General features: G+C 68.1%; 13 protein-coding genes. 6 read left to right on the forward strand and 7 right to left on the reverse strand.

The window, feature by feature from the left end:
- Nucleotides 1–93: 93 nt before the first annotated feature.
- Nucleotides 94–2,058, forward strand: a complete 1,965-nt coding sequence (locus QNI11_RS04045) for a lytic transglycosylase domain-containing protein (RefSeq protein ID WP_283982426.1) — start codon at nucleotides 94–96, stop codon at nucleotides 2,056–2,058.
- Nucleotides 2,059–2,166: 108 nt separating this feature from the next.
- Here the strand turns inward: QNI11_RS04045 and QNI11_RS04050 are convergent, their stop codons facing one another.
- Nucleotides 2,167–3,033 carry a DMT family transporter gene (locus QNI11_RS04050; protein WP_283982427.1) on the reverse strand — a complete coding sequence of 289 codons (867 nt, stop codon included), beginning with the start codon at nucleotides 3,031–3,033 and terminating at the stop codon, nucleotides 2,167–2,169.
- A gap of 1 nt (nucleotide 3,034) precedes the next feature.
- Nucleotides 3,035–3,703, reverse strand: a complete 669-nt coding sequence (gene mnmD / locus QNI11_RS04055) for a tRNA (5-methylaminomethyl-2-thiouridine)(34)-methyltransferase MnmD (RefSeq protein ID WP_283982428.1) — start codon at nucleotides 3,701–3,703, stop codon at nucleotides 3,035–3,037.
- Between the two features lie 49 nt (nucleotides 3,704–3,752).
- Here mnmD and QNI11_RS04060 point away from each other — a divergent pair, with 49 nt between their 5' ends.
- Entirely contained in the window at nucleotides 3,753–4,787 is a 1,035-nt protein-coding gene (locus QNI11_RS04060; protein WP_283982429.1) for an FAD-binding oxidoreductase, read from the forward strand.
- A gap of 175 nt (nucleotides 4,788–4,962) precedes the next feature.
- On the opposite strand, the gene QNI11_RS04065 is transcribed toward QNI11_RS04060, so the two are convergent.
- The 5 genes from QNI11_RS04065 to ubiA all read right to left on the reverse strand — a co-directional run bounded on the left by QNI11_RS04065 (nucleotide 4,963) and on the right by ubiA (nucleotide 10,215).
- Complete coding sequence (locus QNI11_RS04065) at nucleotides 4,963–5,406, reverse strand: MaoC family dehydratase (protein WP_100930839.1); 444 nt, start codon at nucleotides 5,404–5,406, stop codon at nucleotides 4,963–4,965.
- Nucleotides 5,407–5,509: 103 nt separating this feature from the next.
- Entirely contained in the window at nucleotides 5,510–6,382 is an 873-nt protein-coding gene (locus QNI11_RS04070; protein WP_283982432.1) for a TIGR01459 family HAD-type hydrolase, read from the reverse strand.
- A 281-nt stretch (nucleotides 6,383–6,663) separates the two neighbouring features.
- A complete protein-coding gene (locus QNI11_RS04075; RefSeq protein ID WP_283982433.1) occupies nucleotides 6,664–6,990 on the reverse strand; it encodes a hypothetical protein in 327 nt (108 codons plus the stop codon).
- Nucleotides 6,991–7,014: 24 nt separating this feature from the next.
- Nucleotides 7,015–9,168 carry an OmpA family protein gene (locus tag QNI11_RS04080; protein WP_283982434.1) on the reverse strand — a complete coding sequence of 718 codons (2,154 nt, stop codon included), beginning with the start codon at nucleotides 9,166–9,168 and terminating at the stop codon, nucleotides 7,015–7,017.
- 63 nt (nucleotides 9,169–9,231) lie between these two features.
- Nucleotides 9,232–10,215, reverse strand: coding sequence for a 4-hydroxybenzoate octaprenyltransferase (gene ubiA, locus QNI11_RS04085; protein WP_283982435.1), 984 nt, complete (start codon nucleotides 10,213–10,215; stop codon nucleotides 9,232–9,234).
- Between the two features lie 12 nt (nucleotides 10,216–10,227).
- Here ubiA and QNI11_RS04090 point away from each other — a divergent pair, with 12 nt between their 5' ends.
- The 4 genes from QNI11_RS04090 to QNI11_RS04105 all read left to right on the forward strand — a co-directional run bounded on the left by QNI11_RS04090 (nucleotide 10,228) and on the right by QNI11_RS04105 (nucleotide 14,078).
- Nucleotides 10,228–10,959 carry a 16S rRNA (uracil(1498)-N(3))-methyltransferase gene (locus tag QNI11_RS04090; RefSeq protein WP_254698338.1) on the forward strand — a complete coding sequence of 244 codons (732 nt, stop codon included), beginning with the start codon at nucleotides 10,228–10,230 and terminating at the stop codon, nucleotides 10,957–10,959.
- 307 nt (nucleotides 10,960–11,266) lie between these two features.
- Nucleotides 11,267–12,118 carry a GNAT family N-acetyltransferase gene (locus QNI11_RS04095; RefSeq protein ID WP_283982436.1) on the forward strand — a complete coding sequence of 284 codons (852 nt, stop codon included), beginning with the start codon at nucleotides 11,267–11,269 and terminating at the stop codon, nucleotides 12,116–12,118.
- On the forward strand, nucleotides 12,115–12,639 hold the full coding sequence (locus tag QNI11_RS04100) for a hypothetical protein (RefSeq protein WP_283982437.1): 525 nt from the start codon (nucleotides 12,115–12,117) through the stop codon (nucleotides 12,637–12,639). The genes QNI11_RS04095 and QNI11_RS04100 overlap by 4 nt, the downstream gene beginning before the upstream one ends.
- Nucleotides 12,640–12,707: 68 nt before the next feature.
- Nucleotides 12,708–14,078: a glutamate--cysteine ligase gene (locus tag QNI11_RS04105; protein ID WP_283982438.1), complete on the forward strand. Its 1,371-nt coding sequence runs from the start codon at nucleotides 12,708–12,710 to the stop codon at nucleotides 14,076–14,078.
- Nucleotides 14,079–14,177 lie beyond the last annotated feature (99 nt).

A 14,177-nucleotide genomic window follows, 5' to 3' on the forward strand; every position in this document is an offset into this window, starting at 1 on the left:
CGCCGACCCAGCGGGAATGTGAGTTGAAGCCATGAGTGCGGGCGATATCCTCCGGAGGGGTCTATTAAGTTTCATTGCGGGAATTGCAAGCTCATGTCGCGCCTTCTAGCCGTTTTGCTGTTGATATGCACCAGCATGGCCGCCGCCGCGCAGGAGAGCGGGCAGGCGCTGGCCAAGGCCATGCAGTCGATGCGCACCGGAAACTGGGCCGCCGCCCAGATCGAGGCGCGTGGCGACGGCCAGATCGCGGTCGACGTCATCCTGTGGCACGCGTTGCGGTCGGGGCGGGGGGATTCGGAAGAGGTCATGGACTTCATCGCCCGCAATCCCGACTGGCCGGGCATGGACTACCTGCGCGAGAAGTCGGAGCCGATCATGGCCGACGAGGCGACGAACGCGCAGATCCAGCACTTCTTCTCGGATCACCAGCCGCAGTCCGGCGCGGGCGCGCTGGCGCTGGCGCGGGTGCACATGACCGAAGGCGACGAGGGGCTGGCGCAGGCCGACATCGTGCTGGCGTGGCGGACGCTGTCGCTGACCAGCGACGAGCGCCGGGCCTTCATGGCGACCTGGGGCGAGATCCTGAAGCCGCACCACATCGCGCGTCTGGACATGGCGCTTTGGAACGGCTGGAGCCAGAACGCCACCGCCATGCTGCCCTTCGCGGAGGATGGCTGGCGCGCGCTGGCCGAGGCGCGCATGGGCCTGCGCGCGGCGGTCGGCAACGTCGATTCGCTGATCTCCCGCGTGCCTGAGGAACTGGCGGACAACGCCGGGCTGGCCTACGAGCGGTTCCTGTGGCGGGTGCGCAAGGGGCGCCGCGACGAGGCGATCGAGCTGCTGAAGGAGCGGTCCACCTCGCTGGCAGGGCTGGGCGAGCCCTGGGCCTGGGCGAACGAGCGGGTGGACCTCGCGCGGATGCGGATGCGGGCGGGCGCCTACGACGAGGCCTACGAGATCGCGTCGCGGCATTACCTTGTCGAAGGCTCCGAATTCGCAGAGCTGGAGTGGCTGTCGGGCTACCTCGCCATGCAGTTCCTTGGCCGCGCGGACCTGGCCGTGCAGCACTTCCGCAACTTCCGGGAGGCGGTGTGGACGCCGATCTCGGTCGGCCGGGCGGGCTACTGGCTGGGCCGGGCGCTGGAGGCCACTGGCGATGCGGAGGGCGCGCAGGCGGCCTACACGGAGGGCGCGGCCTTCCAGACCTCCTTTTACGGGCTGCTCGCGGCGGAACGGGGCGGCATCCCGGTGAACCCGCTCTTGTCTGGCGACGAGGATTTCCCGGACTGGCGCGAGGCCGGGTTTGCCAAGTCCACGGTCTTCCAGGCGGGGATCCTGCTGCTGGCGGCGGGCGAGATCGACTTGGGCGAACGCTTCCTGACGCATCTTGCCGAAAGCCAGGACCGCACGGGCATGGGCCAGATGGGCGACATGCTGGCGGAGATGAAACGCCCACACATCCAGGTGATGCTCGGCAAGCGCGCGGCGCAGTTCGGGATCGAGCTGGCTGGGCCGTATTACGCGCTGCACCCGGAAGTGGTGGGCACGGAATACCCGGTGCCGAAGGAACTGGTGCTGGCCATCGCCCGGCGCGAGTCGGAGTTCGATCCCGGCGTGATCTCGGGCGCAGGCGCGCGCGGGTTCATGCAGCTGATGCCCGGCACCGCGCGGGAGGTCGCCGCCAAGGTGGGCGAACCCTACGATGCGGCGCGGTTGCTGTCCGATCCGGCGTATAACGCGACGCTGGGATCGACCTATCTGGCCGGGCTGGCGGACACCTTCGACGGCAACGTGGTGATGATGGCCGCGGGCTACAACGCCGGGCCGTCGCGTCCGTTGCGCTGGATGGCGGAGTTCGGCGACCCGCGGAACGGCGCGGTGGACGTGGTCGACTGGATCGAGATGATCCCCTTCGACGAGACCCGCAACTACGTGATGCGGGTGGCGGAAAGCCTGCCGGTCTATCGCGCGCGGCTGGGCAAGGAACCCCTGCCGGTGCCGTTTTCCGAGGAATTGATCGGCGCGTCAATGCTGGCGCGGTCGGTGGTGGCGGACTGAACCTTGCGGAATGTGCGCCCTGTCGGGCGCCCATGCAGGGTGTCTCGGCCCCGGCCTTGCGGCCTGTGCCTCGGGCAAGGGGCGGCGTGACGCGCGGAAGGCCGGGGATCAGCCTTTGACGCGGGCGCGCCAGAGGGTGAAGAGCCCGGCGGCGACGATCATCGCCGCGCCGATCACCACGTTGGTGCGCAGCGTTTCGTTGAAGACGATAAGCCCGAGGGTGCTGGCGAAGACCAGTTGCAGGTAGGCGAAAGGCTGGACGGCGCTGGCCTCGGCCACCTCGTAGGCGCGGATCATGAACCAGTGCCCCAGCGCGCCGGTGAGGCACAGGAGCCCCATCCAGCCCCAATCGGGGGCGGTCATCGGTTCCCAGAACCACAGGCCGATGGCGGTGGCGACGATGGCGCCCGCCGTGCCGGTGTAGAAGAACGAGGTCGCCGCCGTGTCGGTCCGCGCGACGTAGCGGGTGAGCAGCGCGTAAAGGCTGAACATCAGCGCCGCCAGCAGCGGGATCGCAGCATAGGGGGAGAACACCCCGCCCGAGGGCTGCAGGATCACGATCACGCCGACGAAGCCCACGCCGATGGCCGCCCACCGCCGCCAGCCGACCTTTTCGCCCAGCACCGGGCCGGAGAGGGCCGCAACCAGCAGCGGGTAGCAGGCAAAGACGGCGTGGCTTTCCACGAGGCCGAGGAAGACGAAGGCCAGCACCATCACGTTGATCTCGACCACCAGCAGGGCGCCTCGGAAACATTGCACCAGAGGGTGGCCACTGCGGGTGGCGCGGCGCAGGCCGCCGGGCTGGCGCGCCGCCACGGCGATGACGAAGGCCGCGAAGAACCAGTAGCGCAGCATCACCACCATCATGACGTTGTATTCCGTCGCGAGGTGCCGCGAGAGCCCGTCCTGCATGGCGAAGACGAAGGTCGTGGCAACCATCAGGAGGATGCCGAGTCTGGTATTCTGTTCGGTCATGTCAGGGCTTCTTTGCCGTCGTCATGTGGCGCTTGCGGCCATATCCCGGCTGCCGGGTGACGTCGAGGCCCGCCTCGGCCAGCGCGCGGCGGACGTGGCCCGCGGCGGTGTAGCTGGCGGCGGTGGCGCCGGGGGCCATGTGGCGGGCGACCTCGGCCATGAGGTCGGGCGCCCAGAGTTCGGGATTGCGTACCGGGGCGAAGCCGTCGAGGAACCATGCGTCGGCCAGGCCGTCCCAGCGCGGCAGCGTCTCGCGGGCGTCGCCGGTGACGAGGGTGAAGTCGAGGTCGGGCAGGGTGATCCGCGTGGCGCGGTCCTGCCAGTGGGGGGCGAGATCGTGGGCGACCTCCGCCACCGCGGGGAAGGCGGATTGCGCGCGGATCATCTGCGCGCCGTCCAGCGGATACGCCTCGAAACTGGTGAACCTCAGGCGGCCCTGCTGGCCGGTCCTGCGCCAGAGGTCGAGTGCGGCGAGCAGGTTCAGCCCCGTGCCGAAACCCAGCTCGGCAATGTGGAACCCGTCACGAAACCGCTCCGGCAGGCCGTTGCCGGACAGGAAGACGTGGCGCGTCTCCTCCAGCCCGTTCTCGAGCGAGTAGTAGGGGTCGTCGAAACGGGTCGACACGGGGATGTCGTCGCGCCAGTCGAGCGCGGGGCTCTGGTCGGCCATCGGGGAAGTCCTTATGGGATGTGCCGAGATGTGACGCGGGGAGACGGCAATGGCAAGCGTGGACGTGACGATCCGGGGCGCGGGGATCTTCGGGCTCTCGATCGCCTGGACGCTGGTGCAGCGCGGGGCGCGGGTGCAGGTGGTCGATCCGCATGGCGCCGGGGCCGGGTCCTCGGGCGGGCTGGTGGGGGCGCTGGCGCCGCATGTCCCGGAAAACTGGAACGAGAAGAAGGCCTTCCAGCTGGAGAGCCTGTTGATGGCGGAGCGGTTCTGGCAGGAGGTCGAGGCCTTGGGCGGCGTCTCTGCCGGCTATGCCCAGACGGGGCGGCTGCAACCCGTGGCGGACGGGGCCGGGCTGGCGCTGGCGCGCGCGCGGGGCGAAGGCGCATCCGCGCTGTGGCAGGGCAGGGCGGTCTGGGAGGTGGTGCCGCAGTCGGAGGCCGGGCCCTTTGCGCCGGTGTCGCCGTCGGGCTGGCTGATCCGCGACACGCTGAGCGCGCGCATGCACCCGCGCCGGGCCTGCGCGGCGCTGGTCGCGGCGCTTCAGGCGAAAGGTGTGTCGGTGGTGCCGGAGGCGGAGGACGCGGGCGCGGTGATCTGGGCGACCGGCTGGCGCGGCCTTGTCGAACTGTCGGAGGCGCTGGGGCGCAAGGTCGGCGACGGGGTGAAGGGCCAGTCGGCGGCTTTCCGGTTCGAGGCGCGCGAGGCGCCGCAATTGTTCGTCGGCGGGTTGCACATCGTGCCGCACGCGGACGGGACGGTCGCCATCGGATCGACCTCTGAGCGGGATTTCGAGGATGGATCGGCGCTGGACGCGCAATGCGAGGAGCTGATCGCGGCGGCGCGAGAGGCCGTGCCGGATCTGTCAGGGGCGGAGGTTGTGTCCCGCTGGGCGGGCGTGCGGCCCCGGGCACGGACCCGAGCGCCGGTACTGGGCGCCTGGCCGGGGCGCGACGGTCATTTCGTCGCCAACGGCGGGTTCAAGATTGGCTTTGGCATGGCGCCCAAGGTGGCGGAGGTGATGGCCGACCTGGTGCTGGACGGTCGGGACGAGGGGATTCCCGATGGGTTCAGGCTGGGGTGAACGCGGTGGGCACGCCGGGTGGGGCGCGTGCGCTGAGTTTCCCTTTGGAAAGCGCGTTCGCCCGCCAGCCGAAGAACGCGGGGTGGTGTGCCTGGCAGGGTTGGGTGTGGGCGCTGAGTTTTCCTTTGGAAAACTCGCCTGCCCACCAGCCGAAAAACACGGAGGGTTTTTCGGCTTAGTCGAACTTGCGAGAGGGGGCGAGGACCTTGGCTTCGCCGATGACGACCTTCTTGCCGTCGACCGAGCAGTGCGTCTCCAGCGTCACGCGGCGCTTGGCGATATCGATGTCGGTCACCTTGACCTCGGCATAGACCGTGTCGCCCGGGCGCACGGGCGCGAGGAACTTCAGCGACTGGCCGAGATAGACGGTGCCGTGACCGGGAAGCTGTTCGCCGATGACCGCGGAGATCAGCCCCGCGGTCAGCATGCCATGGGCGATGCGGCCCTCGAAGATGGTGTCCTGCGCGTAGGCGTCGTCGAGGTGCACCGGGTTCCGGTCGGTGGAGACCTCGGCGAACATCTCGATATCCTGATCCGTCACCTGCTTCCGGAGGTAACGGGTCATGCCCATCTCGATGTCTTCGATGCAGATCGTTCCGCGTGGCAGGTTGTCCAACATCTTGCCCTCCATGAGCATCCGTCCGGTAATAAAAGCGTCATCTCCAGGAGAGATTGGTAATTTTATTACTTTGCGAACGCAGCAAAAGCAAGCGGTAATTTTGTTACCCGAGCGTGCCCATGGAGAAGGTCGGCGCCACCCTTTCCTTTTCGATATAGGCGCTTAGCGCGTCCGGATCGGGCTGCTGCGTCGTTTTGGTCTCGGTCCGGGCGAGGCCGCCGGTGATGAAGAGGGAATCGAAATCCTCGCCCATCGCGCCCAGAATGTCGGTGTGCGGGCCGTCCCCGATGGCGAGGATCGCGCTGTCGGGCACGTCCGCGCGATGCGCTGCAAGACGGCGCCGGGCCAGGTCGTAGATCGCCGGGTGCGGCTTGCCGAAATAGAGGCTCTCGCCCCCCATCTCGGTATAGAGTTTCGCCAGGGCCCCGGCGCAGTATTCGCGGCGTTCGCCACGGTCGACGACGATATCCGGGTTCGCGCAGAGCAGCTTCAGGCCCTTCTGTTTGGCATAGAGGAAGTCGGGGCGGTTCACTTCCGGATCGGCATGGGGATCGAAGGGGCCGCAGCAGACGATACCCTCGGCCTCCTGAAGCGGGACGCGGGTGATCTCGACCGGGTTGTCGAGGATCTGGAGCGGGTCGAAGAAGGTCAGGTCGAAGTCGAGCCCCATGAAATAGACCTTCGAGCCCACGGCGCCCTGGAACATGGCGGCGCGGGCGGCGTCGCCGGAGGTGGCGATGTCGTCGTAGGCGTCTTCGGGCACCTCGAACTTCGTCAGCTGTTTTGCGACCTCGTGACGGGAGCGCGGCGCGTTTGTCACCAGCACCACGGCCCCGCCTTTCGCGCGGTAGTCCTGAAGGGCTGCGACGGCAGAGGGGATGGCCTTGATGCCGTTGTGCACGCAGCCCCACAGGTCCACGAACAGCGCGTCATAGCGGTCGGATACGTCGGAAAGGGCAGAGATGATCTGGGTCATTGGGGCGTCCGGTGGTCGGGAATGTCTGGCCCCTGCATAGAGGCTGCGGACGCAATAGGACAGGCGATTCAGGCGGGAACGCGCGGCTTTGCCGGGGCAGGCGAGGGGCATTCGAAAGGGCCGGGGGGAAAGACCGAGTGCGAGGACGGGTTGTCGCGTTGAGCATGACCCCGCCACGTTCCGTGGCACGGCGCAACATGATACCTAAGTGCCCCCGCCGATGCGACGGGCGGAAAACTGTTCCGGTCAAGCCCGCGCTTGCGCGACGGTGGCGCGGTCTGTCAGCTCTGGCTCATCCGCTCGGCGTAGGCGCGCATTTCCTCGGCTTCCTGCCGGGCTTCGCGCAGGCCGTCCATTGCCGCGGCCAGCTCTGCCTCGGTCTGGGCCAGCTGGTTGGTCAGCTCGGCCTCGCGCTGCTGGAGGTAGGTGATCGCCTGATCCCGGGTTTCCTCCGCCTCATGCAGTTCCTGACTCATGCGTTCGAGTTGATCGACATCGGCCTGGCTGACACGGCGAAAGCGGTGGATTAGCCAGTGGGCGAACCAGCCCAGGCAAAAGGCGACAAAAAGAATGATCGCCGTCGCGATGATGAACTGGGTTCTGTCCATTTGTTGTTTTGTCCCTCCGGCATGTTAGCCGTCTTCGCCGTTTTCCGGCTTGAAATCCGCATCGCGCACCGCGCCCTGTGGCACCGCCTTGTCCGCCCCGATGCCGGCGGCGGCCTCTGTGGCCTCCGGGTCCTGCATCGGCGGGGTGTCCGTGGCGGCATCCGTCGTGTCGTCTTGGCCGTCCGGCTCTGCATCCGTCGTGTCGGCGGTCTGTTCCCCGTCGGTGTCTTCGGTCGTGGAGGCCTCGGACGCGTCTGTCGCCGCGGTATCTGCCGTGCCCGTGTCGGCGGCCTCTGCCGTCTCTCCGGTCTCGCCCGCTTCGGTCGCCTCTTCGGCGGCGTCCTCGGCTTCGGCGACGGCCTCTTCCAGCTCGTCGATCAGCAGCTTGAACTCGATCCGGCGATTGGCCTCGCGGCCTTCCTCGGTGCCGTTGTCGGCGATGGGCTGCTCTTCGCCGTAGCCCTTCACCTCGTACATGCGCACCGGCACCCGGCGCCCGCGCAGCGCGTCGAGCACCGACTGCGCGCGGTCCCGGCTGAGCTGCTGGTTCATCGACTCGCGGCCCTGGCTGTCGGTGTGGCCGCCGATTTCCAGCGGGATGTCGCCACAGGTCTTCAGAAGGTCCGCCAGTTCGTCGAGGATGTCGCGGGCCGAGATGTCGAGCGTGGCAGAGCCCGGCTCGAAGTTGATCTTCCGCGTGCCGACCACTTCCTTGATCATGCCGACGCATTGCTCGGGCGAGGGAATGCCCAGCGTCGGGTCCAGCCGTTCGACATAGGTCACGTCGATGTCGAAGGTGGCGTTTTCACCGAGCTTACCGGCCAGAAGTTTCGCGATCTGGGCGCTGGCCTCCTGGTTGCCGGTCTGGCCGGTCACGATCACGTCGTCGGGCGTCACGGTGACAGAGCCGTTGGCCAGCATCGACAGCGCCTCCAGCCCGGCGAGCGTGCGCACCGGCCAGTCCGAGGGCAGGTTGTCGGCCAGGCGGGCGGCGGTATAGACCGCCTCCGACCCAAAGCGCGCGCGGGCGTAGCTGTCTGCGGTCTGGCGGGCGATCTCGGTGGTCAGGCGTCCGCGCAACTGGACCTTGCCCTCGGGCGAGAGGGTGGCGGTGAAGTCGGGCGGGCCCTCGGCATCCTGTTCCGGCGCCTTGGGCAGCACGGCATGCAGCGCGAAGACCTCCGGCAGGGTGGTTTCCAGTTCGCCGACGATCCGGTCGAAGGTGCCCTGCGGCGTGCCTTCGAGCGCCACCAGCGTGACATCGGCGTTGGAGAAGGTGATGGAGCCGCCGCCCACTTCCTTCAGCTTGGCGATGCCCAGCTCGACCGCGTCGGCCCAGCGGCGCGAGGGCACGCCGAGGCCGAGGGTGCAGATCGCCTTGCCTTCGAGACCTGCACCGGAGGCGGCGCGCAGGATGCGGGACCGCGCCTCTTCGGTGTCGGCGGAACAGGCGTCGAAGCGCGCGCCCTCGTCGTCGATCAGGAAGCGCAGGGTGAAGGGCGTGATGACGGGCCGCGGGGCGGAGAGGTCGAGCGCAAGCCGCAGACCCTCCGGCTTGCGCCGCGTGAGGTTGGTTTCCAGCCGGCTGCGCGCCTCGGCGCTTTCGGTCATGGCCTTGATTTCCACCCGTTCGGCATCGACCGACACCTTGGAGCGCGGCAGGTCGCGCAACGCGCTGGTGGCGAAGCGCAGGGCCTGTTCCCAGCCGTCGGGCGCGGGGAAATCGGCGGCTTCCAGCAGGTCGGAAACCTCCTGCCCACCGGCGATCTGGCGGAAGCTTTCTATCAGCGCCTCGCGGTCGGTCGATTGGGGCACAAGCCCGATCACCGAGACACCCGCGTCGTTTCTCAGGATCTCGACCGAGAAGCGGGGCGGCGCCACGTCCTCGGGTTCCTCCACCAGCATCTGGTCGATCACGCGGGAGGCATCGACGACACGCCCGGCGGTCGACAGCGCCTTGAAGCGCGCGGCCTCGTCCGGTGCCGTGCCGATGAGGAAGACCTGCAGACCGTTGGTGTCGACCTCGGCCCAGGGCAGGCCCTCGCGGTCGAGTTCGTTCAGCACGCTGGACTGCGAGGCTGTCTCGATCATCTGGGCGGTGAAGTATGCAGTCAGTACGCTCAGCCCGCTGGCGGCGAGAAAAGTCCCGGCGATGGTGAAGAGCGAAGAGAGCCGCATGTACGTGGTGACGTCCCGGTTTCGAGTGTTACGGTAGATACGCAGTCCAAAGGGTCTGTGCAATCAGGCGATTATCGCGGCGGCGAAAAACAGCACGGGCAGGAGTCCCGCGTCCCGGTTGGACCGGAAGAGCTCCAGCAGCCGGTCGTTGTCATCCAGTTTAAGCCTGCGCATCTGCCAGAGCATGTGCCAGCCCATGGCCCAGGGCCCGGCGAGCGCCACGACCAGTTTCAGGATCTCGCCTTCGGGTGCCGCCATCACGATGGCAATCCCCTGCAGGGCGACGGTCAGGGCGAGGAACCGCGCGAGCCAGCGCGGCGTGGCGGCGTCGCCGAAGAGGCGGGCGGTGGACTTCACCCCGATCAGCGCGTCGTCCTCCTTGTCCTGATGGGCGTAGATCGTGTCGTAGAACAGCGTCCACGCCATGCCTGCGACATAGAGGAAGACGGCCGGCCATTGCAGCGTGCCGGTGTGCGCGGTCCAGGCCAGCAGCGCGCCCCAGTTGAAGGCGATGCCGAGGAAGATCTGCGGCCACCAGGTGAAGCGCTTGGCGAAGGGGTAGATCGCCACCGGCGCCAGCGAGAGCACGCCAAGCGCGATGGCCATGGGCGGGAAGGTCAGCAGGATCAGGAAGGCGATGAGCGATTGCGCCACGGCCCAGGCGAGCGCCTGTTTCGCGGAGACCTGGCCCGAAGGGATCGGTCTCGATGCCGTGCGCGCCACGGAGCCGTCGATGTGGCGGTCGGTGATGTCGTTCCAGGTACAACCCGCGCCGCGCATCAGCACCGCGCCCAGCCCGCAGCCCGCGAAGATCCAGAGGTCGAACCAGCTGGCGCGGCCGTCCGACACCATGGCCAGCGTCAACCCCCACCAGCAGGGCAGCAGCAGGAGCCACGTCCCGATCGGCCGGTCCGCGCGGCTGAGCCGCAGGTAGGGGCGGGCGAAGGCCGGGGCGTGGTGGTCGACCCAGTTGCCCTTCACGGCATCCGAAACCTGACCCGAGGGTTCGGGCCTCTGCGCCTCTGGCGTCTGCTGCGCACCGGTCATATGGTCCCCTCCATGTCGTTCGAGAAACCGAAAATCCGCCTCTGTGTAGACCAGCCTTTGTCCGAGGAACAGGAGGTCGCGCTGTCGCGGGAGCAGGCGCATTACCTCTTCGGCGTCATGCGGCTCGAGCCCGGCGCCCGCGTCGCCCTGTTCAACGGGCGGGATGGCGAATGGGCAGCAGAAGTCGCCGAGGCGGGCAAGCGCGGCGGCACTCTCGTCTGCCGCGACAGGCTGGCGGCACAGGGCACGCCGCCCGATCTCTGGCTGATGTTCGCGCCGGTGAAGAAGGCCCGCACCGACTTCATCGTCGAGAAAGCGGTGGAACTGGGCGCACGCCGCATCCTGCCGGTGCAGACCGAGTTCACCAATTCCGAACGGCTGCGGGTCGACAAGCAGCAGGCGCATGCGGTGGAGGCCGCCGAGCAATGTGGCGCCACTTTCGTCCCCGAGGTCGCGGAGATGACGCGGCTCGACCGGCTGCTGGCGGACTGGGACGACAGCCGGCAGATCCTCTTTTGCGACGAAACCGCGGCAGGTGCTCCGACCGCCCTCGACGGGCTGAGCCCCGGTCCCTGGGCGGTGCTGATCGGACCCGAGGGCGGCTTCTCCGACCGCGAACGTGCCCGGCTGGCGCAGATGGACTGCGCCCGCGCCGTGAGCCTCGGCCCGCGCATCCTGCGCGCGGAAACCGCCGCTGTCGCGGCGCTCGCGCTGTGGCAGGCGCATTTGGGCGACTGGACGTGACCGCTGCCCTTGGAAAGGCTGCCTCCATAATGCCCGGTCGGTCCGCATGCGGTCGGTTGGGGATTCAGGTATTTGTGACCAAGATGAAGGATGTGATATTTCGCCTTTATCTTGGCGAAAAATACCTGGCGGGAGGCTTGCGCAGGGAGCCGGGGGCGGAACCTTGCTTGGCGGCCACCGGGCCGCGCGGATGGCGGGGCAGGCGGGTTGCCTCCGGCGTGGCGGCACGGCATCTTGGCGCTTCCGGCCGGTGCCGGAATGCAGGCATCTTTTGCAGCGTGACGACCTGGTTCGAGGAAATGACAAGATGATCCGCAAGGCCACCGAGGCAGACATCGGGCCGATGGTCGCGTTCCTCGAAAAGCGGATCGAACATTCGATGTTCCTGCTCGGCAACCTCGAAGCGCATGGCGTGAACAACGCGACGCACCCGCATGGCACGTCTTTCTTCCTGCGCGAGACCGGTGAGGGCATCACCGGCGTTTTCGGTGCGACCAACGGGGGCTTCCTGATGTGCCAGTTGCCCGGCCTCTCCGCCACCGAGGCGCAGACCTATGCCCATCTGCTGAAAGGCTACACGCTGACCGGGATGACAGGGGACGTGGCGCAGATGGACGCGCTCCTGCGTGCCCTGCCCGTGTCACCGGATGCGCTGTCCTTGAACCGGGTGGAGCCGCTGTACCGGTTGCCGCTTTCCGGACTGGGAGAGGTGCCGCCCGTGCGGCAAGCGCAGGAGTCGGATGTCACGATGCTGGCGGACTGGTGGGTGCGCTACCTGTCCGAGACCGGAACCTGTCCGGCCTCGCGCATCGACCGCGAGGCGGCGGTGCGGGCGCGGGCGGCGGTCGGGTCGGCGGACACCCAGATCATGGAAGAGCGCGGCAGGCCGGTGGCCATGGCGCGGATCAACGCACGTGCGGGGCAGGCGGTGCAGGTGGGCGGTGTCTTCGTGCCGGAAAACCTGCGCGGAGAGGGGCGCGCCGGACGTGTCGTCTCCGGGCTGCTGGCGAATGCGCGGTCGCGCGGGGCGGAGCTTGCGATCCTCTTCGCGGCTTCGCCCGCGGCGGCCAAGGCCTACGAGCGGATCGGCTTTGTCCGGTGCGGCGACTACCGTGTGACGATCCTGCGCGAGCCGCTGACCCTGGGGACTGCCCCATGATCCGGAGGGAGGCGCGCAGATTGTTGTGGCGGTGGCGCGAGGTGGCCGCCGCGGCCTGTGTCGCGGCGCTCGGGCTCTACTGGGCAATTGCGGCCACCGGGCCGGTTCTGGCGGTCATCGGCTGGGCGCTGGTGGCGGCAGGGGTCCTGCTGGCGGCGGCGGGCGTGCAGCGGGCGCGGTTCCGCGTCGGCAGCGACGGGCCGGGCGTGGTGCAGATCGTCGAGAAGCGGATCAGCTACTTCGGGCCGCTGGATGGCGGCGTGGTCGACCTTGAGACATTGTCGAGCGTGGTGCTCGATCCCTCCGGCAAGCCGCCGCACTGGGTGCTGCGCGTGCCCGGGCAGGCGCCCCTGTCCATCCCCCTGACGGCGCGCGGGGCAGAGGGGCTGTTCGACGCCTTTGCCAGCCTGCCGGGCATCCGCACGGAACACATGCTGAAACAGATGAAGGCGGGGTCGCGCATCCCGGTCGTGATCTGGCGCGCAGGTCCCCTGCGCAATGCACCAGATCGGTTGCATTGACAGTCCGCGAGAATGCCGACAGGACGGTAACCTGAACGACAGCGAACAGAGATCGGGAGCCTCCCACCATGTCCATCCCACAGTCCGGCGGCGGCCCCATCGAATCGTTTGACCAGATGGCGGATTACCTCGCCTCCGGGTGCAAGCCGAAGGAAGACTGGCGCATCGGGACGGAGCACGAGAAGTTCGGCTACTGCAAGGATACCCTGAACCCGCTGCCCTATGACGGCGAACGCTCCATCCGGGCGGTGCTGGAGGGGCTGCGCGACCGCTACGGCTGGGCACCCGTCGAGGAAGGCGGCCACCTGATCGGCCTGACGAAGGACGGGGCGAACGTCTCGCTCGAACCGGGCGGCGCGCTGGAGCTGTCCGGTGCACCCCTGGAGACCATCCACCAGACCTGCGACGAGGTGAACGAACACCTGCGCGAGGTGAAGGGGGTTGCCGACGAGCTGGGCGTGGGTTTCATCGGTCTGGGGGCGGCGCCTGTCTGGACACATGACCAGATGCCGCTGATGCCCAAGGGCCGCTACAAGCTGATGGACGCCTACATGCCCAAGGTGGGCACCACAGGTCGCGAGATGATGCGCCGGACCTGCACCGTGCAGGTCAACCTCGACTTCGGATCGGAGGCGGACATGGTGCAGAAGATGCGCGTGGCGCTTGCGCTGTCGCCCGTGGCGACCGCACTCTTCGCCAACTCGCCGTTCTTCGAAGGCAAGCCGGTTGGCGTGAAATCCAAGCGGATGCAGATCTGGGAAACGCTCGACGACTCGCGCACGGGGATGCTGCCGTTTGTCTTCGAGGAGGGCTTTGGCTTCGAGCGCTGGGTGGAGTACGCGCTGGATGTGCCGATGTACTTCGTCTACCGCGACGGCAAGTACTTGGACGCGCTGGGGATGTCCTTCCGCGATTTCCTGGAGGGCAAGCTGCCCGCGCTGCCGGGCGAGACGCCGACCCTTTCGGACTGGGCCGACCACCTGACTACCGCCTTCCCGGATGCGCGCGTGAAAAAGTTCATCGAGATGCGCGGCGCCGATGGCGGCCCGTGGCGGCGGCTCTGCGCGCTGCCGGCCTTCTGGGTGGGGCTGATGTACGACCAGACCGCGCTGGACGCGGCCTGGGACCTGTGCCGCAACTGGACGGCGGAGCAGCGAGAGGCGCTGCGGCTGGCGGCCACGCGCGATGCGCTGGCGGCGGAGGTCGACGGCATCCGGATGCACGACCTCGCGCGTGAGGTGCTGGAGATCTGCGAGGCGGGTCTGAAGGCGCGGGCGCGTCCCGGTGCGGGCGGGCTGGTGCCCGACGAGACGCATTTCCTCAGCGCGCTGAAGGAAAGCGTCGAGAGCGGCATGACCCCGGCGGACGAACTGCTGGAGCATTACCACGGCGACTGGAACGGCGACCTGAACCGGATCTACGCCGCCTATTCCTACTGAAGGCGTGCCGCTGGACATGGCGGAGGGCGGAGAATCTCCGCCCTACATCCGGTCATGGTGTTTGGCGGCGCGTGTCGGATCGACTGTTGGGGTCGCTTG

The organism is Sagittula sp. MA-2 (genome assembly GCF_030126985.1).
Taxonomy (GTDB): domain Bacteria; phylum Pseudomonadota; class Alphaproteobacteria; order Rhodobacterales; family Rhodobacteraceae; genus Sagittula.